Below are 24,357 nucleotides of genomic sequence, written 5' to 3' on the forward strand. Positions count from 1 at the left end.
TTAAGGGTGGTCACCTTGCGCCAGGCGCAGTCGCGGTTATGCATTCGACAGACTCCTGATCAGGCAAATTGGTGATCATTCAGGGATATCCGGGTAACAAAGGACTGCCATTTTGCGAGCGCAGCTTGCACCGCTTCGTCGTGCGCAAATGCGCGAGGTCGTTACGGGGCGCGATCGCCAAAACCGTGAGCGAGCTATTGGCCATCAGTGACGAAGAGATCGGCATCATCCGGAAGAACCAGCGGTTAGTCTCGCAACTTGGTAGACCGGCCACCATGAGGCGCACCCTGTTTCCGAAAGTTGGCTCTCTGGTGCCTTTTTTGGACATTCATTCAAATTGGGCTCCCTGGCAATCATGAAAAAAGCGCCACGTCATTGACGGTACGCCGCTCTGGATGCGCCGTGGCTTAACTTAGCCGTTCGATCGCGTCGGTCAACATCTGTGGGGTTTCCCAATAGGACGACCATGGGTCCGCGACCTGGAAGCTCAGATATTCACGGGCATCCCGGATCGTCCATTGCCCGCCACTCTTGAGTTTCGGCAACTGCTCCCACGACACAGGCATTGAGACCCCAAGTCCGGGCCGGGCACGCGCTGAGAACGCGGCGGCGGTGGTTTGCGAGAAGCCATTGCGCAGGTAGTCGACGAAGATCTTTCCCTTGCGGTTGGTGGCGCCGGAACGTGCGGTGAAGCGCTGGGGCAGGGTGGCGGCCAGATGCTGAACTGCAGCCCGCGAGAAGGCTTTCACCTCATCGTAGGAATGCTGCGGTGCCAGCGGCACGACGACGTGTAGCCCCTTGCCGCCGCTCGTCTTCAGCCACGACTGCAGGCCCAGTTCGTCCAGCAGCGCGTGCACCAACATGGCGGCCTCGAGCATCGTCTCCCAAGCGACGCCTGCGCCGGGATCGAGGTCGAAGATGACCCGGTCAGGATGGTCGATGTCGCGGGCAGTGGAGTTCCAGGTGTGAAACTCCACCACATTCATCTGGGCGGCCGCGACAATCGCTTCGGCCGAGTCGGCCGTCAGCAGCGCGGCATGTCCCGGCCATAGGGACGCCGGCCGCTCGGTCAGCCCCGGCATCGCGGTTTCGGCATGCTTTTGGAAGAACGTCGGGGCATCGATGCCCTCCGGGGCGCGCACCAGCGATAGCGGGCGGTCCTTCAGATGGGGCAGCATCAGCATCGCGATGCTCTCGTAGTAGCGCACCAGTTCGACTTTGGTGATGCCCTCGGTCTTGTCGATCACGCGTTCGGGATTCGTGACCTTGATCGCGGCCATGCCGTGGGGTGTCACGGCGGTCTGAACCGCTTCGCGCCGGATCGACTTCGCGGCATGGTCGGTGCGCAGGCCCTTGAACGAGGCGTGGCGAACATGGCCTTCGGGCGTCCACTCGGAGAATTCCACTTCGGCGACCAGCGTCGGCTTAACCCATTGCACAGCGGTGGCGCGGCGGCCTCCCCATCGACGGCTCGCTCGGGCTTCCGTCGAAAATGGGCTTTTGTCCACTTGCAGTTTCACGAGCCGCTTGCGCAGGTCCGTCGCCGCGGCGCTGTCCCAGCCCGTACCGACGCCGCCGGTGTAACGCAGTTCGCCGTCGGCGTAGACGCCAAGATAGAGTCTGCCGACCTCAGTACGGGAGCCTTCGCGATCGGAATAGCCACCAATGACGAACTCCTGACGCAGCTTGCACTTCGCCTTCAGCCAGCTCTGCGTACGTGCCGAGACATAGGGCGAATCTGCGCGCTTGAACATCAAGCCTTCCAGGCCGAGCTGGCACGCCGCCTGAAACATCTGGGTCGCCGGCGCGTCGAAGGCTTCGCTGAAGCGAACGCGCTCCGTGCGCTCCGCGACCAGCGCGGCCAGTTGGGCCCGGCGCTGCACCAGCGGCAAGCTGCGCAGATCGCGGCCTTCCAAGTAGGGCAGGTCGAAGGCGAAGTAGACGATGGCGTCATTGCGATGGCCGTCAATGGCATTCTGCAAGGCGTTGAAATCCGGCACGCCGTCGCGCAGCACGACAATCTCGCCGTCCAGCCAGCCTTCCGAGATGTCCAGCTTCTCGATCTCCGCCGCCAGCGAAGCCAGCTTCCGGGTCCAGTCATGCCCATTTCGGGTAAAGAGCGTGACCCCGGCGTCGGAGATCCTGGCCAGGATCCGGTAGCCGTCGAACTTGTTCTCGATGATCCAGCCGGTGCCGGCGGGAAGTGTTGGCGACAGCGTGGCCAGTTGCGGGGCGAGCTTTGCGGGCAGCGGGGCACGGGGCGCGCGCTTGACGGCGGTGGCGGGATCCTCGTCGAGGACCGCGACAGATTCCTTGTCGCCATCCTCTGCATTGAGCGCGCCCAAGGGCTTGGCGATGACGCTGTCCGGCAGCGCCGTCAGCACATCGAATTCCGACAACGTGCGCGCCCACGCGTCGCGTTTCTTGAACAGGATCCACTGCTCGGATTTGTCGCCGGGCTTGGCGATGCGCACCAGTTCCCAGCGGCCGGCAAGCTTTTCGCCGTGGAGATCGAAGAGTAGCTTGCCCGCGGCCATGCCTTCGCGGGGATCGCCGACCGGTACCCAGGTGCCGCGGTCCCAAACAATCACCGATCCGGCGCCGTATTGCTTGGGCGGGATTTCGCCTTCGAATGCGGCATAGTCGAGCGGGTGGTCTTCGACATGGATGGCGATACGTTTTTCCGCAGGATCGTAGCTCGGTCCCTTTGGCACGGCCCAGCTGAGCAGCACGCCATCGAGCTCCAACCGAAAGTCGTAGTGCAGTCGGCGAGCCCAATGCTTCTGGATGACGAAGCTCAAGCGTGCTGGCTTCTTTCGCCGCGCTTTCCGTCCCGCTGGCTCAGGGGTGATGCTGAAATCGCGCTTCTTCTCATAGCGCTCAAGCGGCGGCGATGGCTCCGTCTCGCCGCGCTTGGTTCTGCGCCTCGCGTGGGTTGTGGCCATCGAATGAACGGTCCCTTGTCAGCCGCACGCCGGCTAGCCCTTGATGTCGCGCGGATCGTGGCCGAAGGAATTGCGCTCCCGAATCTGCCCGTCCCGGCCGTGGATCAGCAATTCGACCTGTTCCTGCTGCGCTTTCGCCGTGCCAGCCGCGATCGCGTCTTCCTGCCGCTTAAATTCCTGGCGCTGGCCGCCGCCCTCATGCTCAATCGCCCAGCCGTCGCCAGCGGGTACGACGTGGATGTTCTTGCCTGGCATGTTCATCTCCTAACTTGTCTCTGAATGCTGTCAGCGTCGGCGCTTCGCGACCACTCCGCTATCCGGCGGCGTCCGACAAGCCGCGTGCAACAGACGCCGCTTTTTGCTGCATTGATTCGGATGACCGTAGAATTGGGGGAGGGCAGCATCCCGAGCCGCTACAGGATTACTGGAGGAAACCAACATGTGCTATTCGGCGCAGATCCAGGCCAGCTACCGCAAGTACGTGCGCGACTTCGGCGCACTCATCAGCCTTGAGCGCTTTATCGATCTTTTCTGGGAAAAGCGACGTGATGGAGGCTGGTCGAAGCTACCCAGGGCCATGCGTGCGGCATTCGAGGCGCCGACCAACGAGGGTGAGTGTGCCATTGCGGACCTGATCGCCGCAGCAGAACAAGAGCAGGCTGGCGTCTTTGAGGCAGAGCTGTTCCAGCAGAAGACGCGTCTGACGACTGCCGAGCGCACGCTGGCCACCAAGCCGACGAAGAAGGCGGAGAACGACCAGCGCATCGCCACCGACAAAACTTCTCGCGCCCAGCGCAACCTCGCCGACCTGCAGCGCACAGAGTTGCTGCCTCGCGATTCGCGGATATTTCCAGGACACTACGCGCCCGTGCTCGTCGTTGAGGATGGCCAGTTCACCGTCATTCCGATGCGCTATCAATGCCGCCTGCCAGGCTGGACTGCGGCAATGGAACGGCAGAAGCCCGGGACCTACAATGCGCGACGCGACAATCTGAAGAAGGCCTGGCGCCAGCTCTACGGCTACAAGCACGGCATCGTGATCGTCAATGCCTTCTACGAGAACGTCGCGCGCCATAAGATGGAGCATCGCGATCTTGCGCCGGGCGAGGTTGAAGAGAACGTGGTTCTGGAGTTCCGTCCGGAGCCGCAGCAGGACATGCTGGTGGCCTGCCTGTGGTCCTGCACAAAAGGAGGGGAGGGCGAAGCCGACCTCTATTCGTTCGCCGCAATCACTGATGAACCGCCGGCCGAAGTGGCTGCCGCTGGTCACGACCGATGCGTCGTTCCGATCCAGCGCGAAAGCGTCGACGCATGGTTGCACCCAGATCCGAAGAATTTAGCGGCACTCGATGCCGTTCTCGAAGAGCGCAGCCGTCCCTTCTACGAGCACCGTCTGGCCGCGTAGCGTCGAGCGCATCCCGTAAAATTCCTCACTTCTCAACTTGCGCTGCAGAGGTCAGACCATGCGCGTTGGCCGCCCAATTCCTGTGCTTCCCCAGCCGGTATGCGATGACTGCGGCGCCAAGGCGAATTTGGCACGCGCGGGCGATGAAACGTATCCTTATCTCGAAGATCACGGACCTGTGTGGATTTGCACCGCCTGCCAGGCCTGGATCGGCGTGCGGGCACGCAGCAAGCACAACGCGCCCCTCGGTCGACTGGCCAACGCGGCGTTGCGCGAGCGCAAAAGCCAGCTGCACGATGCGCTTGAGCCTTTGGTCGCGGCAAAGATGCGGCGCGACGGCGTCAATGCTTTCGCGGCTCGCGGCAAAGCCATGAAATGGGTCATTGCGTCGCTTGGTATGGCCGTCGCAACGCCAAGCATTCATGCATTGTCGCTGGAACAATGCGAACAGGCGATCCAATTCATCGCAGAGTTTCAGGCTTCCCGTCATTCAGATCGGACTGCTTGAACCGAAGTCGCCAGTTCGGCGCCGCGCCAGATGATGACGTCGACGGTTCTCGGTTGCCGCGTTATGGAGACGATACATTTCGAGATGCCGGGCCGCTTGGACACCGCCACTATGCCGGCCCAGCGCCCATCCCGTGAGACATGAATCGCCAATGGATATTGACGCCAATCTCCCGGCGCGATCGCTTCAACGCAGCATGTTGACGGCCTGGCAAAGTGATCAGCGACCCTCGAAGCGTTCACAGCCCCCTTCGCGTGAGATCCGTCATGGCTGCGTCGTTGGCGCGGCTAGCGCACCAGTCAAGGCTATTTTGGCACCGGACTTCTTGAGCACCGGCCCCCAATCGGTCAATCGATAAACGGGACCGAGCTTCTCGATACGAACCGCTGCCTGCTCAGCCGCTTGCCGAACCAACATTGTCACCGTCTTCTTGTCGATGCCGCTCCGCGCCGCCACCTTGACCAGGGTCGCGTCGGGGATCTCGTCGATCGCGGCGAGGACTGCAAGCATGCGTCGCAGGTCGCCCCTCGGGTATTGCGGCACTTCGCTATCAGCTAGCATCCAATCGCCCCCGTCACGATAGGCCAAGCGGTACTGCCGTCCGGTAGGTTCCGTTGCGAGACAGTATGCAAGGGATCAAGGTGCTTTTCAATGCACGATCACGACACTTGGGCGTCCCCGGAACATCCGCAGGGTACTGCGTTGTCAGCAAAAATTCCGGCTGGCCGTATCGAGCCGGCCGAGCATCGACGAGAGATCCACCACGCGCTGAGCGATGAGGTGACGGACCTCGCCCTCGCATTGCCACTGACCATAGATGCCGGCCATCCTCGCCCCGAGGACTTCTTTGCGGAAGCGTTCGAAGACCCCTGGCCAGACAATCACGTTGACCACACCGGTCTCATCCTCCAGCGTCATGAAGATGACGCCATTCGAGGTGCTCGGGCGCTGTCGCACGGTGACCAGGCCTGCGGCACGAGCGGTTTGCCGCGGCTGGTATTGCGCCAGCTCTGCGGCGGACACGAAACGTCGAGCGGATAGCATCGGGCGCAGCAAGGCAAGCGGGTGGCGACGCAGTGTCAGGCCCATCGCCCGGTAGTCGCCAACGATCTCCTCGCCCTCGGTTGCCGGCACCAATTCGGCGGACTCCTCGGCCAGCTCGGTGGCACGCAGCATGTCCTTGTCCGGTACCGCTGCGGCGGCCTGCCACAGGGCTTGACGGCGCCCGCCCGTGATCGACGCCAGCGCATTGCCGCTGGCCAGCACCTGCAGGTCGTGCCGATCGAGTGCGGCGCGACGCGCCAGCTCTGCCGTGCTGGCGAACGGCCGTATCGCGCGGGCCTCCTCGATGCGCTGCGCGGCCTCGCGACGCATGCCGCGTAGGAGGGACAGGCCCAATCGCACCGCCGGCCGTGAGCCTGCGTGGAAGGGTTCGAGTGCGGAATCCCAACCGCTCACCGCCACATCGGCAGGCAATACGGTAACGCCGTGGCGCTTGGCATCCTGCACCAGCTGCGAGGGCGTGTAGAAGCCCATGGGCTGACTGTTCAGCATCGCACAGAGAAAGGCTTCGGGCTCATGGCATTTCAGCCAGGCGCTGGCGTAGACGAGCAGCGCAAAGCTGGCTGCATGGCTTTCCGGGAAGCCGTACTCACCAAACCCCTGGATCTGCCGGAAGATGCTTTCGGCAAACTCGCGATCGTAGCCGCGCTCGAGCATGCCCGAGACGATCCGATCGTAGTACTTGTCGATGCCACCCTTGCGCTTCCACGCGGCCATAGCGCGCCGTAGCTGGTCGGCTTCCCCGGCCGAGAAGCCGGCGGCCAGCATGGCCACCTGCATCACCTGCTCCTGGAAGATCGGCACGCCGAGCGTGCGCGACAGCGCTTTTTCCATCGCGGCACTCGGATAGGTGACTGGCTCGAAGCCCTGTCGCCGGCGCAGGTAAGGGTGCACCATGCCGCCCTGGACGGGTCCGGGTCGCACGATCGCCACCTCGATGACCAGGTCGTAGAACGTGCGCGGCTGCAGGCGGGGCAGCATCGACATCTGCGCACGCGACTCGATCTGGAACACGCAAACGGTATCGGCACGGCAGATCATCTCGTAAGTTGCATGGTCTTCCGCCGGAATGTCCTGCAGCTCGAAGGCCTCGCCGCGCTGTTCCGCAACGAGGTCGAGCGCGCGTCGCACGGCGGACAGCATGCCGAGCGCCAGGACGTCGACTTTGAGCAGACCCAAGGCGTCCAGATCGTCCTTGTCCCACTGGATCACGCTCCGGTCTGCCATCGCGGCGTTTTCGATGGGCACGAGGCGCGAGAGCTTGCCTCGCGCCAACACGAAGCCGCCCGTGTGCTGCGACAGGTGGCGGGGGAAACCCAACAACGAGACGGCCATGTGCGCCCATCGTTGGGACAACTCGGCTTCCGCATCCACGCCGCTTTCAGCGAAGCGCTTCAGCAGGTCCGCTTTCCCGTCGAACCAGTGATGCGACTTGGCCACCAGATCCACAATCGCAGGATCGACGCCGAGCGCCTTGCCGGTGTCGCGCAGGGCGCTGCGCGGGCGATAAGTCGTCACCGCGGCGGCAAGCGCGGCCCGGTCTCGCCCGTACTTGCGATACAGGTACTGGATGACCTCCTCGCGTCGCTGGTGCTCGAAGTCGACGTCGATGTCCGGTGGCTCACCGCGCTCCTTGGAAATGAAGCGCTCGAACAGGAGATTACCGCGTGCGGGGTCGACCTCCGTGATGCCCAGGCAGTAGCAGATCGCGGAATTGGCCGCCGAGCCGCGACCCTGACAGAGGATCCCGTTCGAGCGCGCAAAGCGCACGATATCGCTCACCGTCAAAAAGTACCGCTCATAATCCATGTCCCGGACGAGCGCGAGTTCATGCTCGATCTGCTGCTGCACGGCAAGTGGGATGCCAGCCGGGAAGCGGCGGTGGGCCCCCGCATAGGTTTCGGTGCGCAGGTAATCGGCCGGTGTGGTGCCGTCCGGAACCACCTCGTCAGGGTATTCGTATCGCAACTCATCCAGGGAGAATTGGCAGAGATTGGCGATGTGGACCGCTTCGGTCAGGTAGCGGTGCGGGTAGATGTTGGCCAGTCGCAGGCGCGAGCGCAGATGCTGCTCGGCATTCGGTGCCAGGTCGTAGCCGCACTCCGGAACAGGACGGCCAACACGGATCGCCGTCAGCACGTCGAGCATCGGTTTGCGCGAGCGCACGTGCATGGTGACGCAGCCGGTGGCCACGACGCGCAGATGGTGGCGGGCCGCCGCCGCCTCGACGGTGCCACGATGGATGTCGTCCAGCGGACGGTACAGCAGGTTCAGCCCCATCCAGGCCCGTCCGGCAAAGGTCGCGCTCACCCACGCAGCCTGGAGGTCCAGCCTGTCCGCCGGGGCACCGTAATCCGGCGTGAAGATGATGAGGCAGTCGGGCAGGCCCTTGAGGTGCTGGTGGGGCGCCTCTGGCGCGGCGAGATCGCGTGGCGTCAGGACATACGAACCCTTGGCGGCGCGCATGCGGGCCAGCGTGATCAGCTCGCAGAGGTTGCCGTAGCCTTCCCGGTTGCGAGCCAGGGCCACAACGGACAGGGCAGGGGAGCCGTCGGCATTCTGCAGGTGGAAGGAGGCCCCCACGACCAGGCGCATGCCGGCCTTCTTCGCTTCCGTATGCGCGCGCACGATCCCAGCCAGCGAGCATTCGTCCGTGATCGCGAGCGCATGGTAGCCCAACTGCGCCGCGCGCTCCGCCAGCTCTTCCGGACGGGACGCACCCGTGAGAAAGGAGAAGTTGGACAGGCAATGCAGTTCCGCATAGTCGGGCAGGCCTGTTGCGAGAATCTCGCCCATGGCGGTTATCCGAAGAGACCATGGAGGTACCACCGCGATTCGTCGCCTTCGCGGCTGCCCATCCGCTCCTGGAAGATCCAGTAGCAGGTGTGGTCCTTACCTTGCGCCACGAAGTAATCGCGCGTGACCACTTGGCCGCCCCACCAGCCGGCTTCGATGCGCTCGGGTGGCGAAACGATATGCAGGGGCGAACCGTAGAACGGCCGGTGATCCCGCTCGATGAGCGGGACCGGCTTGCCCAACAGCCAGGTTGGTCGAGGCAGGGCTGCCGGCAGGGACACGCGTGCAGGCTTCTCGGTGGCCGGTCGCCATGCGTTGGCCACCTCGGGGCGGTAGTCTGCCTGCAAGCAGGGCTGGCGAACCCTGTCGGCGCCGAGGCGCGCGCTGAGCAGCTCGAGTAGCCGGGCGTGATCGGCATGCGTCCCGCCGGGTTCCGGGAAGAGGGACTCCGTGGGCGGTGCCATGGGCTCCGTGTCGATCGCGGACACGGCCACGGCGATCATCGGGGCTTCGACGACAACGAGGGCGAGCCGCTCCTTGAGGATGCGGATCAGATGTTCCTCATGCCAGTTGGGCTCGGCGAGCGCAATCTCGATCGTCGTCGGCGGGATGGCCGCGCGGCCGCGCTCGTGGCGCAATGCCACATGGAACCGCTTGATGGCCAGGTGCCGGGCGGTCAACCAACCCACCATCTGCACCAACAGGCCGCGAACATACGCCAGCGTCTGTTCGGCATTCTCGATGCGATCCGGCAGATCCACCGTCGCATCGAATGCTGGGGGAGCTTCGACCCACTCGAAGATTTCCGGGGCCTCCCCGTAGGCGCGATCCAGGGCATCCAGGAAGTCAGCGCCGCAGCGGCGCTGCAGACCGGCGCGAGGCAGGCGGCGCAGGTCCTCCAGCGTCAGGCAGCCCAGGCCTTCGAACCAGTCGGCAAACTTGCGCGCGGCGGGCAAGGCGTGAATCGGCAGGCCGGCCATCCTGCGTTGCAACGACGCCGTAGTCAAGGCGGTGCCACCGCCGGTGCGCGCCAGCAGCCACGCTCCCTGCGCCGTCGGGGCGCTGCCGACCATCGTGCTGAAGCCCATCGTCTGGACGGTCCCCATGATCCGTCGGCGGAGTTTGCGCGGGCCACCGAAGAGTCGTAGCGTGGTGCTGACGTCGATCAGGACCGCAGCTTCATCTGCAGCGGCGACATTCGGCGAAAACTGCAGCGTCGCCATGGTGACTCTCGCCAGTGCGTCCTCTTCCTTGCCGGCATCGCGATCAAACAGGATGGCGGCTGGCGCGATGGTTTGCACGCCGCCGCGGCGCATGCCCGGCTTGACGCCCGCAGCCAGGGCCAGGGGCGTAGCGAGATGGACCCGTTCCTTGTCGAGGACGGCAACGGCCAGTTCAGTGGTGGACCAGGTCGGCCGGAAGACTTCGAGAGGGAGCGACGGCAGGCGTAGGCAGATCCACAGGCGCAGCATGGCGATACAACAAAATGGGGGACGGTTCCAGCGCGACGAGCAGAGGGGTCTCTTGCTGCGGCCCGCGGCGCTTGACGAAGTTGACGGTGACGCCGCCGACGGCAGGCTCGAGGGCCAGGCGCAACGGTGACGGCGAGGCATCCCGCGCGCACGCAGCGGGGCGCACCACGAAGAAGAGCGTGTCCGAGGTTTGTGCGGCCAGGTGCAGGCGCCGTAGCGCGTCGTTGCGAAGGTGGGACTGCCAGAGAATCAAGGCGCCACAAGTCCCGGCCCGCAAGGTCTGCTCGGCCGCCCAAAGGACATCGGCAGTCCGTTGCGCATCAATCCACAGCAGCCGCTCCGGCGATATTCCCCAGCTCACCAATGAAAGGGCTTGTGGGGCGTGCGGCGGCGCCAGGAGCACGATCGGACGTCCAGATCGGGCCACGAGCGTGGGGCGCAGCAGCCGGAGTTCGCCGATGCCAGGTTGCTGCAGTAAGAGTTCCACCTGGCTGCCGATGGGCCATCCTCCGCCCGGCAACTCCTTGTCCAGCGCGGTATAGCCCGTCGAGGCGGTGCGCGCGTTGTCCCGGGCCAGTTGTGAGGCGACCCAAAGTGACGGATGGATGGTTTCAGGGGCGACGGTGAGCATTGGCAAGTCCTGTCACCAGAGTACTGTATATTTATACAGTTGTCACCTAGACGGAACGCCACGCCGCTCGGACCCGAAAAGCTGTATGAAGCCGGAATTAGTCGGAGTTAAAGGTGCGCTATATTTCACTCGACTACCGATTAGCCGGCGCGTAGACCGTGGTCTGAATCCCGGATTCGCCACCATTTATTTGAAAAGCCGCGCTCCCAACAGGGTTCGCCGCTTTTTGCTTTCGACTGCTGCCGAGGGTCTCACACAGAACCCGCCACCTTGCCGCTTGCAATGTGGCATACCGGCAGCGACGAAGAACTGGTCCGAGATGCTCGCCTTCAGTCACGGCCTACTCACGCCTATCCCCGGTCACTGGCGGTCTGTGCGTCTACTGTTTGGTCGCAAGGGGCTACTTATGCAAGCTTCCCGATCCGTGGTCATGGGCAGACCGCGGTCTTGACGAGATTTACCAAGACTGGCCTGGTGAACGAGAGCGCAAGGTTTTTCTGCATGGAGTGGATGTGCTGCGCAGCTTCCCGAAACCTGATTAGCCACGCGGATCCGGATACTGCATCGATGCGGTCTGGTCTACGCACATGGCAATGCAGGAAACGTCGTTCGAAGATGTCGTCCAACCGCGATCCTATTCGGTCACGATACCGACACCACGGCGTGCGTCGGCGGGGGACTGGCTGGCATCAAGTTCGGTCTGCCGGGAATCCGACGCGCTGGCTGCGTCAGCTTCGCGGGTCCGCAATCAGCGAATTCGCGCAACGGCTTGCAGGAATGAATGGCCGTGCGGCGTGACGCGAGGTAGCTGCCGCCCAGAAGCCAGAAGTTCCACGGTTACATAGTGACGTTCCAGCAGGGCGTGAAGGTCCGCACGGTCCAACTCGATTTGTTCAGGCGCATCGTTGACCACCTTCAGCGTTGCAAATTCATGCGGACTCAGCATTCGTGTCTCCCTGATAGTTTTGTGCCTCACTGCCTCTCACGTCGATGGTGGTCTGCTGCGAAAATTTAGAGGAAGGATTCTAACGCCGGAAGTTGACTTTCTGACGTAAATCTTACTCAGTGAATTCCCCTAACCCGAAATGCGTATGCTGCTCAGGTCGGATGAAAGGTATTCTTCTCAACAAGCGCCCAAGAGCGTGCAAGCACCGCCAAGACGGTGAAGGGGAGATATGTACGTCAGCTATCGAGTGGTCCCACGGGTGGAGGTGGTGACAAGCGGAATCTTCCCGCCCGGCGTACTGATCATCGCCTATGACGATGACGTGCCGATGAACGAACTGGTCTGGGACGGCGTCAATCCGGTTGCCGCCTACGATGACGCGATTGGTTGTGGCAGAAATACTGGCGCTGCGGGTTCGATCTAAGGTTGAGAAATCGACCCAACAAACCGACATCCGACTACCAGCTATCCAGGCGATACTGCAACGGATCGCCTCGACAGGTCATTGGGAACCTGAACAGGTTCTCCCTCTCGGCCCAACCATCGCCAAGCATGTGTGCCGGACCTCTCGGCGTCGTCGCATCTGACAATAGGAACCGGTGCTATGCAAGCAAATGTTGTTCGTGGAAAAGCATTTACCCTTCACTGGAACAACGGATGGGGTGAGCACTACAAAGGGGCCGTCACGCTGGTACTGCGGACCGCTCCAAACAAGGAAAGGATTGAGACGTATCAGTGCGATCAGACACGTTCTGAACGCGCCTTGGCGCAGGCAGACGCCGACCAATTATTCACACTGAAGACGAACGAAGTTGTGACGGCACGACCCTAACGGCGCAGGCTGCCAACTTGCGCCCCGACTATGGCTGTTGTCCGGGCAATTCACTGACCGGCCCACTGGTCAAAGCGACCACGCGACATACAGCAGGCCGAATGCCAGAATGCAGGCCCCTAGAATCAGGTAATACCGGCTGCCATGATGGGTGTCACCGGCACGATAGGCGTGGTGGGAGTGCTGGATGTGAGGCTTCATGGTGCTCCTGATGGGGAACTGGTACTAGTTAGACCTTAGACAGGCCCCGTTTCTCATGCAGATTCTGTGCCTGCGGGCTAATTCGCGCTTCTTTTCACCGCAGTCCACGTAACTCCGGTTCTGAGACGGCCCAGCCGCGACGGAATTAGCTGTCAAATCATTGATTTCTTGGGGATCGCAGTCCGGCGAATTCCGGTGCCTCACAAAACTGCACAGGTCACAGCATCCGCTCAGTGCAGATGTCCGCCAAACAGTCCGAGCAGTCCGATGACGATTAGGTAGATGGCGACGATGTAGTTGAGCAGTCGCGGCATGACAAGAATCAGGATGCCGGCAATCAGCGAGATGAGAGGCCCAGCGCTGGTGACAATGGTGATGTCTTTCATGATGCCCTCGCTATATGCTGCGATGGCACCAGTTTCGCGCTATGCAGCACGGCGGGATAGCCGAGGCTGTCCTACACGCTCGGCGACACCTTTGTCGCCATGCGGGGTCAGGGTAGTGATCTAGCCGCCCAGCCAGGGGTGCCAGAGGAAAAACGGAAGTTCTGCCAGAATTTGACGACCCTGGCAGCCAAACTCGGCGACGGCCTGGTGCTCGACCGGCTCTGAACGACCGCAGATTCAACCGGCCATTGCCTCAGTCGCCGCTACTATTTCTGCTTCCCGATCAAGGGTGATCTCGACCGAGTGTTGGCCACTATCGTCAGAGCGCAAGCTCCGGCTTTCGAAGACTCTCTTCACACCTCGCACCTTGGGTTAAATTGGTGTCGAAACCAAAAACATCGGGAGGCATGAGTTATGGGGGTCATTCGGGAGAGGATCGACTGGCGCGTCACCTTGGCGGACGCGGCATCGACGCAATCGGCTGGGATGCGACGGGAGATTAGATGATGAGCGCCGACGCCGTCGTGCTGGTCGACTTCGAGAGCGTCCAGGACATCGACTTCTCCCAGTTGTGTGGCTCGCGTCTGGTGGTGTTCGCTGGCGAGATCCAGAAGAAGGTCCCCATCGAAGTGGCGATGGGGCTGCAGGCGCTAGGCGAGCGCGCCCGGTGGGTTCGCTCAAGCGGAATCGGGCCCAACGCGCTCGACTTCCACATTGCCTTCGAGATCGGCCGCATGGTGGAGAAGGGCGAGAAAGGGCCCGTGTTCGTGCTTTCCCACGACCGGGGTTTCGATTCTCTGCTCACCTGGCTCGGCACGAAGCTTGGGATTCCTGCGCGGCGCGTGACCGCGCTCGCCGAGGCGTTTCGGGCCAGCCCGGCGGACACGGGGGCCGCCGAGGGTCAAGCCTCTGGTCCGGCTCAGCCGAGCCCCACGCCCGCACAGCCCGCGCGCGCGACGCCGGCTCCGGCGGCTTTCCCAAAGCCGAGCGCGAACGCCAAGCCTGCGGCCCACACGCCTCCGAAGGCGGCCAAGGCGGCCTCCGTGAAAACGCCCGCCAAAAAGGCCGCGCAGCCCCAGTCAGGCAACGACAAGAAGGGCAGTGCCAAGCCGAACGCCGAGCTCACGCGCCAGATCCTGGCCCGCTCGCAGAAGGTTGCCCGGCCGCGCCGACGAGTGACCTTGGCGAAGCACATCCACGCCATGTTTAAGGTGCACGCCATCGCCGAGCGCGAGGTTGAGTCCATCATCGCCAAGCTCATCGCCAACCGCTCCATCAGCGACGTCGAAGGGGCGATCACCTACCATTTCTGACTCGTCGGTTGGCGGGGGAGCGCGATAGGGCCGCCGCAATATTGGCGGCCTCGGCGTGCGGGCTAAGCCGCGGCCAGGGGCTATTGCCATGGCTGCACCATCCAGATCCCAATGGCGACCGCGCAGCGTCGAGGCCGCCCGAATGCGGCCAATGCCGGTAGGCATCCGAGAGAGGAGCTGCCCCTGTGCAAGCAAGGGGCTCTGGCCTTTCGAACCGGTCCCTACGGTGAGTTCCGTTCGTCCTTTCCCGCTTGCAGCTACAAGCCCAAGAAGCCGGGAACCTCGCCCTGTCCGCGGATTCGTAGAGACCAGACGGCACCGGAAGTCCTGGCTCTCATGCGCCAATAGCGAGCGGACGATTTCGGTCGGGTAAAATTCTAGTCTGCGCCGCAGGCAAAGCGCACCCCTTTCATCGTCAGCATGAACCTACCATCCGCACAAGAGAGGCCTGCGAGCCTCGTTCGCGAACTCTGTAAGCTGCCAACGGAGACCGAGTGGCTTGAGTTCAAGCGCAATCGAGTGGACCACGAGCAAATCGGTGAGTACATCTCGGCATTGTCGAATTCTGCGGCTCTGGCCAACCGTGCCCACGGGTATTTGATATGGGGAGTCGACGATGCCAGTCATGAACTCGTCGGCACGATGTTCGACCCCAAGGCCGCGAAGGTGGGCAACGAAGAGCTGGAGAACTGGCTATTGCGCCTGCTCAGCCCGAAAATTCTATTCTCTTTCGAGTCCGTGGAAGTTGATGGTCAACGCGTTGTCGTACTCGAAGTTGGTCGCGCTTACCGGCATCCGGTTCAGTTCATGCACAATGAATTTGTCAGGATCGGGTCGCTGAAGAAGAAGCTGAAGGAATTTCCGGAAAAAGAGCGCGAGCTCTGGCGCATCTTTGACGAGACACCATTCGAGGCAATGGTCGCTCGCCGCGACGCTTCGGACGAGGAGGTTGTGTCTCTCCTCGACTATCCGGCGTACTTCGATCTGGCAGGAATTCCATTGCCGGAAAACCGCTCCCAGGTCTTGGAGCGCTTGGCCGCGGAAAGCCTGATCCGGCGCAACGATAGCGGATCTTGGGACATCACCAACCTTGGCGCTATTTTGTTCGCCAAGCGCCTGGAAGACTTCAGTGGACTGCGGCGCAAAGCAGTGCGGGTAATCGCCTACGAAGGCAGAGATCGCGTCAGCACCCTTCGCGAGCAGGTTGGTGCGAAGGGGTACGCGGCTGGCTTTGAGGGATTGATCGGTTACATCAATGCTTTGCTGCCGTCCAACGAGATCATCGGCAAGGCTATCCGAAAGGATGTTCCCATGTATCCGGAATTGGCAGTGCGGGAGCTTGCGGCCAACGCGCTCATCCATCAGGATTTTGGCTTGGGAGGAGCAGGGCCGATGATAGAGATCTTTAAGGACCGGATGGAGGTGACAAATCCTGGTAGTCCACTCATCAATGTCGAGAGATTCCTGGATACGCCCCCGCGTTCGCGGAACGAAGGGCTTGCTTCCCTCATGCGGCGCTTCGGCATCTGCGAGGAACGGGGAAGCGGCGTGGATAAGGTAGTGTCGGTCACGGAGGCTTACCAGCTGCCCGCTCCGGAGTTCTCGACAGTTTCCGACCATACGCGGGCAACCTTATTCGCGCACAAAGAACTTACGAAAATGGACAAATCCGACCGAGTGCGTGCTTGCTACCTGCATGCATGCCTTCGGTACGTCCAGCGCGACTATATGACCAATGCGAGTTTGCGAGATCGGTTCGGCATTCCGGTCCAGAACAGTGCGACGGCGTCGCGACTGATCAAGGAGGCCGTGGAGGGTGGCATGCTTCGGCCGTACGATGAGACTGCAGGCCGCAAGTTCATGAAGTATGTGCCGTACTGGGCATAGCTTATTTGACAACTAGCTTCGTACTTTGCTGCGCAGGATCGCCTAAAAGTGGAAACACCAATAAAATCAATGTGTTACGAGACACGCTCTTTTTGATGGTCATTTGATAGCAGCACCATCTCTGTGCTCCATGCGTCGTGGTTCAACGCGAGGCAATGTGCCTATAAAGCCTCTCGGAGAACTCTTCGGAGCGGACAGGGCGCGCCCCATCCCGGGCAACCATAGACGCCGCCCGCAACTACCTGTAGTCCTTCGCCATATCTTAACTTTCACACTTGAAAGTCCGGCGCATTTACCACGGAATGGTTCCGTTCGTTTCTGAGCCCATTGTCTAAGCCGTCGGACGCTTGAACGATCCAGACACGATAACCATTTAACATAAGTATTCTTATGCGCTCTGTGGCGTAGAAAGCACTTTATGGCGGAGCCTGCGACTGTCTCCGGGATCGGCTCGGACATGCCGGAACAGTCTGTTGGGAGGGATTAGCTGTCACCGGGCTAACGACTCGCCTGCATACGTAGTCGACTGGCACGGTTGGTCACGTTCGAGCGGCGTGGAGCAGAGATGCTCATAGGCCCGGGAATGGCGGGAACCGAGGTCATTACAGTAAGCATGCGTGAGTTAGACAGGCTCCAGATCGTCCAGGCGGTCGTGGATGGTCAGTTGCGGCCAGGCGTGGCCGCCGAACGGCTGGGAGATCACGGATCGGCAATTCCGGCGGCTGCTGGAGCGTTATCGGCAAGAAGGCTCATCCGGGCTGGTTTCTCTCGCCGGCGCGGTCGAACTGAGCCATTGGTGAATGCCCCCCGCCAATCTCCTCGACGGAGGCATTTTGGACGGTGAGGTCTGCGTGCTAGACGACGGTCGCAGCGACTTCGCCCCTGCGACACGCAGCGGCTCTGAGGGGGTCGTTAAGCGGCAAGGATTCGGAAATCCGTAGCTTTGGCGACCGGGCGCACATGGTTCTTCTCACGTTTGAGGTCGACGATGCCATAGTTGGACATTGTTTTCAGCGTACGCGATAGGTTGCCGGGCTTGCGGCCCGTAGCTTGTGCGAGTTCTGAGATGGATTCCGGCTTGGTCTCGGTGATGACCCTCAACAAAGCACGATTGTCGTCGCTCAGCACTTCGGCCAACGACTTCATGGAAGTGAACCAGATCTTAGGCTCGCTGGCCTTCGGCCTGTACTCACCCCGCGCAATTGCCAACACGCGCTCACGGATTTTCTCTTGCGGCATGATGCCAATCACAATGGTTTTCATCTCTTCTTCACCTCCGACAGAACGCGGTCAACGTCTGCGAAAAAGTCGTTCATCAGTTGCTGTGCATCCTTGAATTCGTAGGGCACCCCTTTATCCGACACGTGCCTGTGCTTGTGGTCATAAGCCAAAATGCGTCCGGCATACTTAAATTTCTTGGGCGGCTTCACTGCATGCGCGTTGTCATACCCAAGAATTCTCTTGCCATACGGCTCATGCAGGGTGAGGGAGTACCTGATGCCATGGGGAATCTCCTTCGATATTTCGACTTGCCAGGCTTCGAGCTTGATCCAGTAACCGCCCCCTTGATCGAGGATCGAACCATGCAGGTCAAGCAGGGTATCAATAGCCGTGTCTCGTTTCATACCTAACTATATCACCTGCTGATAAAGTAGAAAAAGCGGGGTTCCCGATCTAGCCGGCGCGTCACCAAGCCATGATGCTAATGGCGCACATTTGGAGTAGAAACAACGTTTTGAAGGCTTTCGAAGTTCGCACAGGAATCGCATTCTTGCCGCCCTCCCGCGAATTGGTGACACCAGCGGTGACACGTTTACCGAGTTCCGCCCCGTGCGCTCGAACAAGGCGGCCTTGAACCGGACGCTCCGGTAGGCCAACCGCATGCGGTACGCAACGCTGTTGGATCGGCTGTGCCGGCATCTGGTCTTTCGCTCGCCTCGGTGCACCGGCCAGAGGAGAGCTGACGCCGCAATCCCCCAATGTGACCACTGACCAGCGGCGTCAGGCAGTCCCCGGCTGCGGACTGGGCCAGCCTGCGCAGCCGCGCACCTCGTGGGCACCATGCTCGAAGCATGGCATCATCGTAGCGGAGGCGTGCACAGCCCGCATCGCAATTCGATTCGTTCTGCCACCATGGTCATCGTCCAGACCCAATACCGGCGCGCCCTCGACCCGTGGCCAGCGACAGCGAAGACGCCGCTTGGTGGGACCGCTGTCACCACGACTGGACACAAGTGGGCGATACATCGCTGGCGGCAGTCGCGCCCGTACGCCTCCATCCTGATCACCCTGCGCCGGGCCTCGACGCCTTGGCTGCGCCACTCGGCGCCCTCCCCTCTGACCGACGCCGGCATGTCCAGACCGTTCGGGCTTGACGGAACTGGATCGTTTCCATATCCGCCGGCAGCCTCCCCGCGTAGAATGCTCCCCGCGTTGTCAACCTGAAGCCCTCGGCCGATGTCTGTCTCCTACGACCCCAGGCAAATCGCAGCATGGCTGGACTCCTTCACGGTGTCCAAGGCCCGCTCCTATGCGAGCGCAGTCTCGGAACTCCGCTGGATCGACGGGGATACTTTAGCGGGTCTGGTGCAAGGCACACGTTCGCGTCCGTACGACGTGCGTGCGTATTTCCACGACATCGACGAAGACATGTGGGTGGAAGGGGAATGCACGTGTCCGGTCGGCGTTGACTGCAAGCACGTTGCCGCGCTGCTGATCGCCGGGCTTGCGCTTCAGCCCAAGCCATCGGCCACTGGCGTGCGCGCCGAACTGGTGACCTGGCTCGAAGGTTTTCGCGCCCGACGCACGGCGGCCACTCCCGCTGCCAAGAAAAAGTCTGCCAAAGCCACGCATGCACTGGCTTACGTGATTGAACAATCCTATCGCGGCGCCGAGATCTTTCTGTACAAGGCCCGCGTGGGCGCTGACGGGACGATTCGCTCGCTGGACGATCCGTGGCAGAACGTGGAGAAAGCGCTGATCCAGCCGCCGAAATTTGTCACCGAGGAAGATCTGCCGATCCTGCGCGGGCTGTGGCTGGGCCGCTCTGGCGCCTATTCCGGAGGTTTCAGTTTAGAGGGCACAACCGGTGCCGCTACCCTGGAGAAGCTGATCGCTACCGGCCGCCTGTTTGCCTCTTCCGCTGTGGGTACGATGCACCCCGGAACGCCCTGTCTCGTGCACAGCGGGCCCGCACGCAGCGCACAGATTACGTGGCAAGCGCAGGCCGACTCACGCGTGCGGCCAGTCTTGCAGGCCGAGCCACCCGCCACCCTGTTGCTGACGACCACCCAGCCATGCTGGTATGTGGATGCGCATTCGGGCGAATCCGGACTCCTCGCCTTACCGTGGCCCGCGGAGCAGGTCGCGGATTTCCTGTCGATGCCGGCCATCACGCTCGACGAAGCGGCACTCGTTGGCAGTGTGCTACGTGAAATTGCCCCGGACCTCCCTGCGCCACCAGCGGCCGACGCGTCGTCCATTCAGATGATCGACTCCGTACCGGTCCCAGTCCTGGCTCTGGATACCCTGCCGGTCTGGGGCGCGGGCTGGTCGCCGTCTGCTTCCCAGGGCGGATTGGATTTTGCGACGGTCAGCTTTGATTACGCGAGTCACAGCCTTCCCGCAAACAGCAACACGACCCTGGTTCGAACCGCTGGCGGTGAAGTCATACAGATCCGAAGGTCAACTGAGCTCGAGCGCAAACGTCTGACAGAGCTACAGAAGGCCGGTTTCCGAAAGATTCCGGCCCATCGCGCTCAGGGCCCGAAAGCGTTTCCGCCTGGCTTGCTGGGCCCCGAGGATGACGGCGGCTGGCCAGACCTCATGACGCTGGTATTGCCCGCGCTCCGGGCAAGCGGCTGGCGCGTCGTCATGACCGACGCGTTTCGACACAACGTGATCGAGATCGAGGCCATTGACGGCAACTTGCGTCCGACCGGCGATGGCTGGTTTGACGTCGAGATGGGCATCACCGTCAATGGTCGCACGGTGCGCCTGGAACTACTGCTGGCAGACCTCTTTCGTCGGGACTCGCGCTGGCTGTCAGGCCAGCTCGAGACCATCGCTGACGACGAAGCGATCGACCTGAAAACCGATCGCAACGAACGGCTGCGCCTACGGGCGGACCGGCTCAAGCCGGTCGTGCGCGTGCTGATCGACCTGTTCGACTCGCTGGGCACCGGCATGCGCATTTCCAAGTGGGATGCGGCGCGACTCCATGCCCTGGATCAGACCGGGCGCTGGCAGTTTCATGGCGACGCATCGATCCGATTGCTCGCGCAGCGTCTGATGGCGGGTCGTGGCGTGACGGACGTGCCAGTGCCGCGTGGGCTGAAGGCCGACCTGCGTGCTTACCAGCGCCAGGGACTTGCCTGGATGCAGTTCCTGCGCGAGCACGGGCTATCCGGCGTGCTTGCCGACGATATGGGCCTCGGCAAGACCATCCAGGCACTTGCACACATCCTCACCGAAAAGGAACGTGGCAGGCTGGACCGGCCAGCACTGATCGTCGTGCCGACCACGCTCATGCACAACTGGTGCGAGGAAGCGCAGCGCTTCACTCCGAGGCTACGCGTGCTGGCTCTGCACGGATCCCAGCGTCACGAGCGCTTTGACCAGATCGGCGAGCATGATCTCATCCTGACCACCTACGCTTTGCTTCGATTCGACCCAGTAGCCATTCGTAGACGGTTGGTCCAGTGTGCTCCTTTGCCGCCCAGTGGGCGATGTCGTGCAACTGCTCGTCAATCCGACGAAACTTCGCATCGTTTACCTGGCGCAGTCGCTCGAGGTTCTGTCGAATGGCTTCCCGGTTGAGCATCGCATTGTCCGCGGTCAACTGCTTGGAGTACTCGCGCTGGAAACGGTCAAGAAATTCGACGAATTCGCTCCATTGCCGTTGGACCGAGGCTGTCTGCATTAGGTGGCGCACGAGTTCCTGGAAGTAATCGATGCCTTCGGTTAGGTCCTCGATAACCTTCTCGGCGTACTCGTAGGCGTCGACCAGGTCGTGAGCATCGCCGCGGGCTTGAAGCGCTGCTTCGAGCGCATTGCGGCAGCCGCGCATGTTTCGCTGGCGACTTCGACCCGGCCGGTCAAGCATCCAGAGCGCCTCGGCAAGGAGTTTGCCCGGGCGCGAGAATCGAAATGCCGTGACCAGGCCATGCCGGTCTGCGAACTGTTCAAGCCAGCCGTCGGTCAGAAGGGCCCGCATCAGCAGGTTCGTCAGTTGCACTGGCTCACCGTCTGCGCTGCTGAATTCGTCGGGCTCAGCTTCCGTGGTCAGCCGGTCGGGGTTGTCACGCACGACCGCCATGAGCAGTTCGCGTAGCAAGTCACGCGTCATTGTGTGCGCATAGTCGGCTGCTGGCCCGTGCAGGCGCTCGTACAAAGCGCGCAAGCAAGCGACAACGAGCTCCCGACGTGAGCTGTTCAGGGGCCTGAAGAAACGTTTGCGCTCGGCCTCGAAGAACACGGGTTGACTCATGGAATATTTCCCCCGTGCAGCGGCGGCAGCGAGACGACCTGAGGAACGAGGTCCCTCATTTCACCACCTTCTTGGCGACAGACTTCTTGAGCGGCACGGGCTCGTCGTCCGATGATCGATGGCCAGCACCTCAATGCTGTGGCACTGGCGGTAGCCAAGGATAAGCACTTCAAACATGTTGGCAAATCGGCGACCTTTTCCAACGGTCGCCGCCTCCCAAGCCCCCCCGGAATTGCAACGTTAGCTTGATGGTTGCCACTTCGGTTTTGGTCCTTGCGTGCACCACAGCGCCCTCTCTCGGCTTCAGGTATTGCCCCTTATATCGTAGTTCGAAATCCCCCTCAACCACCGACTAGCGGGGTCTGGCGCCTACCGATAAAGGCGCAGAACTAAGTGTTCCACCACTTGCGCAGCAAATCTATCAGCTGACGAATAAGTCCCGGCGCTGTTCCCGAGGTTGGAGGGTTGTTCCCAGTCTGCCTTTCCGACGCGGCATTGGTTCGACTGACATAGCGCTCCATGTCGCGCCGATCACGCTGCCGTACCGATTCAATGGCTTTGGCATCGAATGCTCCGGCCTTGATTACCTGGTTCCGGATTATGTTGTAGTGTGACTTACAGGCGTATTTCCAGTTTCCAACAGATGGCAAAAGGGTCACCGCCTCTCCCTCTTTCCGGATTCGCCATTTCGCTGGGTTTAGCGGTGTGATAACCTTTTCACCGCAACCACAGCAGCAAAGATGGGCAGCAGTCTCGAACTCCTCACTAATATAAAGGACGCCCTCTTCTAAATTGGCTGGAAAATGTTCCACATATTCCGGGCGGATCGTGCGTATCTTCATTGATGGGTGCACTGGTTCCAGGAGCACTTATAATTGATCACGTTTGGCGAGATTTCATCCGTAAAGAACTGCAGATGCTGCTTGTATCGGATTAAGGCTAAATTTGCGTTGATCGAATTGAGCTCAGCCAATTGAATGTTGCCATAGACTGCCTCATCGGAATCATCGGCAGTCGGAAGGGAGTCAACCAGATACGCGGTGTCTGGTGTGACCAATGTTACCCGCGCCCGGCCGTGTAGCTTGAGAAGATCCGGCTTCTTGTCCACACCAATGCCTACATCAATGAACGGGATACGGGCGTTCGCCAAGTACCGTGCGATGAGACCGCGCGACGGGCCATGGTCGACCGCAATAAATACAAACTGACAATCGTGCAATTGCCCGAGGTTGGCTTCGGCCACCATCTCCGGATGACTAACAATGCCGGTTCTGAACTGGCTGAAGGTTTGCTGCAGAAGGTCCGTCTTCTTGTGCTTACCGTACACAGTTTCTATTGGCAGTGCGCCCGGCACCCGGAACGCATTATGTGGCTCGATGATATCACCATCAAACAGGTGAATCTCTGCCACCGGCGTCTTCGCCAGACCGTCGAGAATATAAGCCCCGGTTCCACCTAGCCCGACGATCGCCACCTTTTTAAGCTCAAGTTTGGCCTCGTATGCTTCGAGCCCGGCCCTCGCAGTGGCCCAGTTCGGATAGTGAAAAACCGACGCCGTGTCCCGGCGTGTAAAGCTACCCCTCCCGCGCGCACTAGCCGTGGAATCAATGGCCGAAGCGTAGCTGCCTAGTTTGCGAATGTAGTGGGTCAGCTTGTTGTAATAGCAACTGAGCATATCGCCGATTGGTTCCGGCTTATATGAAAGTTGGCAAAGTGCAGTTCGCCCCGCCACAGTCTGGGGAGTGGAATTAGCCACCATCGCACTTTCCAGCGAAACACCGTCATCCCTGTATGGAATCGACCCAGTAAAAAACACCCAGTGGTCGAGGATCGCGGGTACGCCGGCATGCTCGGCGTACGTCGAAATCATAGTCCCATAGCCAAGCGTACGGGACTGCTTGACATAAGGCACCCTGTGGACGATCAGGTGGCTGCCTTCAAGGCTGATCTCGTAACCCTCGTCAACGAGACGCTGCAAGTCGGCATTAGGAGCGGTTCGATTTGCCAGCATCAAATTTCATCCCATTCTCGAGATCCACCGATTGACCGGGCGTCAAGCTTCCCACCTTATGACCGTGCTTCCAATCCACGTCATACAAGCCAAGGTCAACGCCCGACACGTTAATGTTGGCCAACTCCAAAACTTTCTCGAAAGTGATTTGTGGGCCCGTCACCTTCTTGGGGTCCGTGTTGATGAAAATCTGAAACTCATGGGGATTCATAGTGGTCCTCGTTAGGCAGTAATTCAAAGGTCTAAACGTGCGTCATTGCACGCACAACAATGCATACAACACATCACTTCAATGCAAGTTAACTCGGCCCCCATTGCACTGGTGAACGGTGTCGGCCTCAAACCGGGCATTCCAGCTGCCCGTAGAAAGTGACGCGATGATTAGCGACTGCTGTTCGGCGTGATCTTTACTGGAGTCCAGGTACGCCCAGGCTTAGTCGTCGTGGGCAGTGACCTGTTGTCTGGCACTGTGGC

The 24,357-nt window shown here is 61.2% G+C and carries 20 protein-coding genes and 1 pseudogene; 6 read left to right on the forward strand and 15 right to left on the reverse strand.

What is annotated here, in order from left to right; translation table 11 throughout:
- Positions 1-407 precede the first annotated feature (407 nt).
- Both ligD and MKD38_RS28630 read right to left on the reverse strand, forming a co-directional pair.
- The gene (gene ligD / locus MKD38_RS28625; RefSeq protein WP_012354470.1) at positions 408-2,945 is read right to left on the reverse strand and encodes a DNA ligase D; all 2,538 of its coding nucleotides are present in this window, start codon (positions 2,943-2,945) and stop codon (positions 408-410) included.
- Between the two features lie 33 nt (positions 2,946-2,978).
- Positions 2,979-3,200: a DUF2188 domain-containing protein gene (locus MKD38_RS28630; protein WP_018003845.1), complete on the reverse strand. Its 222-nt coding sequence runs from the start codon at positions 3,198-3,200 to the stop codon at positions 2,979-2,981.
- A gap of 184 nt (positions 3,201-3,384) precedes the next feature.
- Between MKD38_RS28630 and MKD38_RS28635 the strand changes: the two genes are divergently transcribed.
- Positions 3,385-4,350, forward strand: coding sequence for an SOS response-associated peptidase family protein (locus MKD38_RS28635; protein WP_012354471.1), 966 nt, complete (start codon positions 3,385-3,387; stop codon positions 4,348-4,350).
- Between the two features lie 58 nt (positions 4,351-4,408).
- Positions 4,409-4,858, forward strand: a complete 450-nt coding sequence (locus tag MKD38_RS28640) for a zinc-finger-containing protein (RefSeq protein ID WP_012354472.1) — start codon at positions 4,409-4,411, stop codon at positions 4,856-4,858.
- Between the two features lie 264 nt (positions 4,859-5,122).
- Here the strand turns inward: MKD38_RS28640 and MKD38_RS28645 are convergent, their stop codons facing one another.
- The 5 genes from MKD38_RS28645 to MKD38_RS28665 all read right to left on the reverse strand — a co-directional run bounded on the left by MKD38_RS28645 (position 5,123) and on the right by MKD38_RS28665 (position 11,765).
- Positions 5,123-5,368 (reverse strand): hypothetical protein, encoded by a 246-nt coding sequence (locus MKD38_RS28645; protein ID WP_018003846.1) that lies wholly within the window; start codon positions 5,366-5,368, stop codon positions 5,123-5,125.
- 195 nt (positions 5,369-5,563) lie between these two features.
- Entirely contained in the window at positions 5,564-8,716 is a 3,153-nt protein-coding gene (locus tag MKD38_RS28650; protein ID WP_252682282.1) for an error-prone DNA polymerase, read from the reverse strand.
- A gap of 5 nt (positions 8,717-8,721) precedes the next feature.
- On the reverse strand, positions 8,722-10,188 hold the full coding sequence (locus MKD38_RS28655) for a Y-family DNA polymerase (protein ID WP_012354475.1): 1,467 nt from the start codon (positions 10,186-10,188) through the stop codon (positions 8,722-8,724).
- Positions 10,112-10,819: a translesion DNA synthesis-associated protein ImuA gene (gene imuA / locus MKD38_RS28660; RefSeq protein WP_012354476.1), complete on the reverse strand. Its 708-nt coding sequence runs from the start codon at positions 10,817-10,819 to the stop codon at positions 10,112-10,114. Before imuA ends, MKD38_RS28655 begins: the two co-directional genes overlap by 77 nt.
- A 748-nt stretch (positions 10,820-11,567) precedes the next feature.
- Positions 11,568-11,765 (reverse strand): hypothetical protein, encoded by a 198-nt coding sequence (locus MKD38_RS28665; RefSeq protein ID WP_012354477.1) that lies wholly within the window; start codon positions 11,763-11,765, stop codon positions 11,568-11,570.
- 229 nt (positions 11,766-11,994) lie between these two features.
- On the opposite strand from MKD38_RS28665, the gene MKD38_RS28670 reads away from it, so the two are divergent.
- A complete protein-coding gene (locus MKD38_RS28670) occupies positions 11,995-12,189 on the forward strand; it encodes a hypothetical protein (protein ID WP_116311481.1) in 195 nt (64 codons plus the stop codon).
- A 477-nt stretch (positions 12,190-12,666) separates the two neighbouring features.
- Here the strand turns inward: MKD38_RS28670 and MKD38_RS31050 are convergent, their stop codons facing one another.
- Together MKD38_RS31050 and MKD38_RS28675 are read right to left on the reverse strand one after the other, a co-directional pair.
- On the reverse strand, positions 12,667-12,798 hold the full coding sequence (locus MKD38_RS31050) for a hypothetical protein (RefSeq protein WP_256461665.1): 132 nt from the start codon (positions 12,796-12,798) through the stop codon (positions 12,667-12,669).
- Between the two features lie 230 nt (positions 12,799-13,028).
- Positions 13,029-13,175: a DUF3096 domain-containing protein gene (locus MKD38_RS28675; protein ID WP_081479560.1), complete on the reverse strand. Its 147-nt coding sequence runs from the start codon at positions 13,173-13,175 to the stop codon at positions 13,029-13,031.
- Between the two features lie 512 nt (positions 13,176-13,687).
- On the opposite strand from MKD38_RS28675, the gene MKD38_RS28680 reads away from it, so the two are divergent.
- On the forward strand, positions 13,688-14,497 hold the full coding sequence (locus tag MKD38_RS28680; protein ID WP_012354479.1) for a PIN domain-containing protein: 810 nt from the start codon (positions 13,688-13,690) through the stop codon (positions 14,495-14,497).
- Positions 14,498-14,917: 420 nt separating this feature from the next.
- Positions 14,918-16,384 (forward strand): ATP-binding protein, encoded by a 1,467-nt coding sequence (locus MKD38_RS28685; protein WP_012354480.1) that lies wholly within the window; start codon positions 14,918-14,920, stop codon positions 16,382-16,384.
- Positions 16,385-17,296: 912 nt separating this feature from the next.
- Here the strand turns inward: MKD38_RS28685 and MKD38_RS28690 are convergent.
- Positions 17,297-17,647: an HVO_A0114 family putative DNA-binding protein gene (locus tag MKD38_RS28690; protein WP_012354482.1), complete on the reverse strand. Its 351-nt coding sequence runs from the start codon at positions 17,645-17,647 to the stop codon at positions 17,297-17,299.
- The gene (locus tag MKD38_RS28695; RefSeq protein ID WP_012354483.1) at positions 17,644-18,009 is read right to left on the reverse strand and encodes a toxin-antitoxin system TumE family protein; all 366 of its coding nucleotides are present in this window, start codon (positions 18,007-18,009) and stop codon (positions 17,644-17,646) included. Before MKD38_RS28695 ends, MKD38_RS28690 begins: the two co-directional genes overlap by 4 nt.
- An 832-nt stretch (positions 18,010-18,841) precedes the next feature.
- On the opposite strand from MKD38_RS28695, the pseudogene MKD38_RS28700 reads away from it, so the two are divergent.
- Positions 18,842-21,046: pseudogene (locus MKD38_RS28700) on the forward strand (SNF2-related protein); the annotation flags it as partial.
- Here the strand turns inward: MKD38_RS28700 and MKD38_RS31235 are convergent.
- The 4 genes from MKD38_RS31235 to MKD38_RS28715 all read right to left on the reverse strand — a co-directional run bounded on the left by MKD38_RS31235 (position 21,021) and on the right by MKD38_RS28715 (position 24,094).
- On the reverse strand, positions 21,021-21,872 hold the full coding sequence (locus MKD38_RS31235; protein WP_012354485.1) for a hypothetical protein: 852 nt from the start codon (positions 21,870-21,872) through the stop codon (positions 21,021-21,023). The pseudogene MKD38_RS28700 and the gene MKD38_RS31235 overlap by 26 nt on opposite strands.
- 389 nt (positions 21,873-22,261) lie before the next feature.
- Positions 22,262-22,714 carry a ubiquitination-like system serine protease family protein gene (locus MKD38_RS28705; RefSeq protein WP_012354486.1) on the reverse strand — a complete coding sequence of 151 codons (453 nt, stop codon included), beginning with the start codon at positions 22,712-22,714 and terminating at the stop codon, positions 22,262-22,264.
- A complete protein-coding gene (locus tag MKD38_RS28710; RefSeq protein WP_081479539.1) occupies positions 22,711-23,883 on the reverse strand; it encodes a ThiF family adenylyltransferase in 1,173 nt (390 codons plus the stop codon). The genes MKD38_RS28705 and MKD38_RS28710 overlap by 4 nt, the downstream gene beginning before the upstream one ends.
- Positions 23,858-24,094, reverse strand: coding sequence for a multiubiquitin domain-containing protein (locus MKD38_RS28715; protein ID WP_012354488.1), 237 nt, complete (start codon positions 24,092-24,094; stop codon positions 23,858-23,860). The genes MKD38_RS28710 and MKD38_RS28715 overlap by 26 nt, the downstream gene beginning before the upstream one ends.
- Positions 24,095-24,357 lie beyond the last annotated feature (263 nt).

The sequence above is a fragment of the Cupriavidus sp. WGlv3 genome (assembly GCF_023952475.1).
Taxonomy (GTDB): Bacteria; Pseudomonadota; Gammaproteobacteria; order Burkholderiales; family Burkholderiaceae; genus Cupriavidus; species Cupriavidus phytorum.

Coding starts and splice junctions, on each gene's coding strand:
- MKD38_RS28640 (WP_012354472.1), top strand. CDS start 4,409: ATGCGCGTTGGCCGCCCAATTCCTGTGCTTCCCCAGCCGGTATGCGAT.
- MKD38_RS28685 (WP_012354480.1), top strand. CDS start 14,918: ATGAACCTACCATCCGCACAAGAGAGGCCTGCGAGCCTCGTTCGCGAA.
- MKD38_RS28635 (WP_012354471.1), top strand. CDS start 3,385: ATGTGCTATTCGGCGCAGATCCAGGCCAGCTACCGCAAGTACGTGCGC.
- MKD38_RS31050 (WP_256461665.1), bottom strand. CDS start 12,798: ATGAAGCCTCACATCCAGCACTCCCACCACGCCTATCGTGCCGGTGAC.
- MKD38_RS28715 (WP_012354488.1), bottom strand. CDS start 24,094: ATGAATCCCCATGAGTTTCAGATTTTCATCAACACGGACCCCAAGAAG.
- MKD38_RS28650 (WP_252682282.1), bottom strand. CDS start 8,716: ATGGGCGAGATTCTCGCAACAGGCCTGCCCGACTATGCGGAACTGCAT.
- MKD38_RS28655 (WP_012354475.1), bottom strand. CDS start 10,188: ATGCTGCGCCTGTGGATCTGCCTACGCCTGCCGTCGCTCCCTCTCGAA.
- MKD38_RS28645 (WP_018003846.1), bottom strand. CDS start 5,368: ATGCTTGCAGTCCTCGCCGCGATCGACGAGATCCCCGACGCGACCCTG.
- MKD38_RS28665 (WP_012354477.1), bottom strand. CDS start 11,765: ATGCTGAGTCCGCATGAATTTGCAACGCTGAAGGTGGTCAACGATGCG.
- MKD38_RS28630 (WP_018003845.1), bottom strand. CDS start 3,200: ATGCCAGGCAAGAACATCCACGTCGTACCCGCTGGCGACGGCTGGGCG.
- MKD38_RS28680 (WP_012354479.1), top strand. CDS start 13,688: ATGATGAGCGCCGACGCCGTCGTGCTGGTCGACTTCGAGAGCGTCCAG.
- MKD38_RS28695 (WP_012354483.1), bottom strand. CDS start 18,009: ATGAAACGAGACACGGCTATTGATACCCTGCTTGACCTGCATGGTTCG.
- MKD38_RS28690 (WP_012354482.1), bottom strand. CDS start 17,647: ATGAAAACCATTGTGATTGGCATCATGCCGCAAGAGAAAATCCGTGAG.
- MKD38_RS31235 (WP_012354485.1), bottom strand. CDS start 21,872: ATGAGTCAACCCGTGTTCTTCGAGGCCGAGCGCAAACGTTTCTTCAGG.
- MKD38_RS28705 (WP_012354486.1), bottom strand. CDS start 22,714: ATGAAGATACGCACGATCCGCCCGGAATATGTGGAACATTTTCCAGCC.
- imuA (WP_012354476.1), bottom strand. CDS start 10,819: ATGCTCACCGTCGCCCCTGAAACCATCCATCCGTCACTTTGGGTCGCC.
- ligD (WP_012354470.1), bottom strand. CDS start 2,945: ATGGCCACAACCCACGCGAGGCGCAGAACCAAGCGCGGCGAGACGGAG.
- MKD38_RS28670 (WP_116311481.1), top strand. CDS start 11,995: ATGTACGTCAGCTATCGAGTGGTCCCACGGGTGGAGGTGGTGACAAGC.
- MKD38_RS28710 (WP_081479539.1), bottom strand. CDS start 23,883: ATGCTGGCAAATCGAACCGCTCCTAATGCCGACTTGCAGCGTCTCGTT.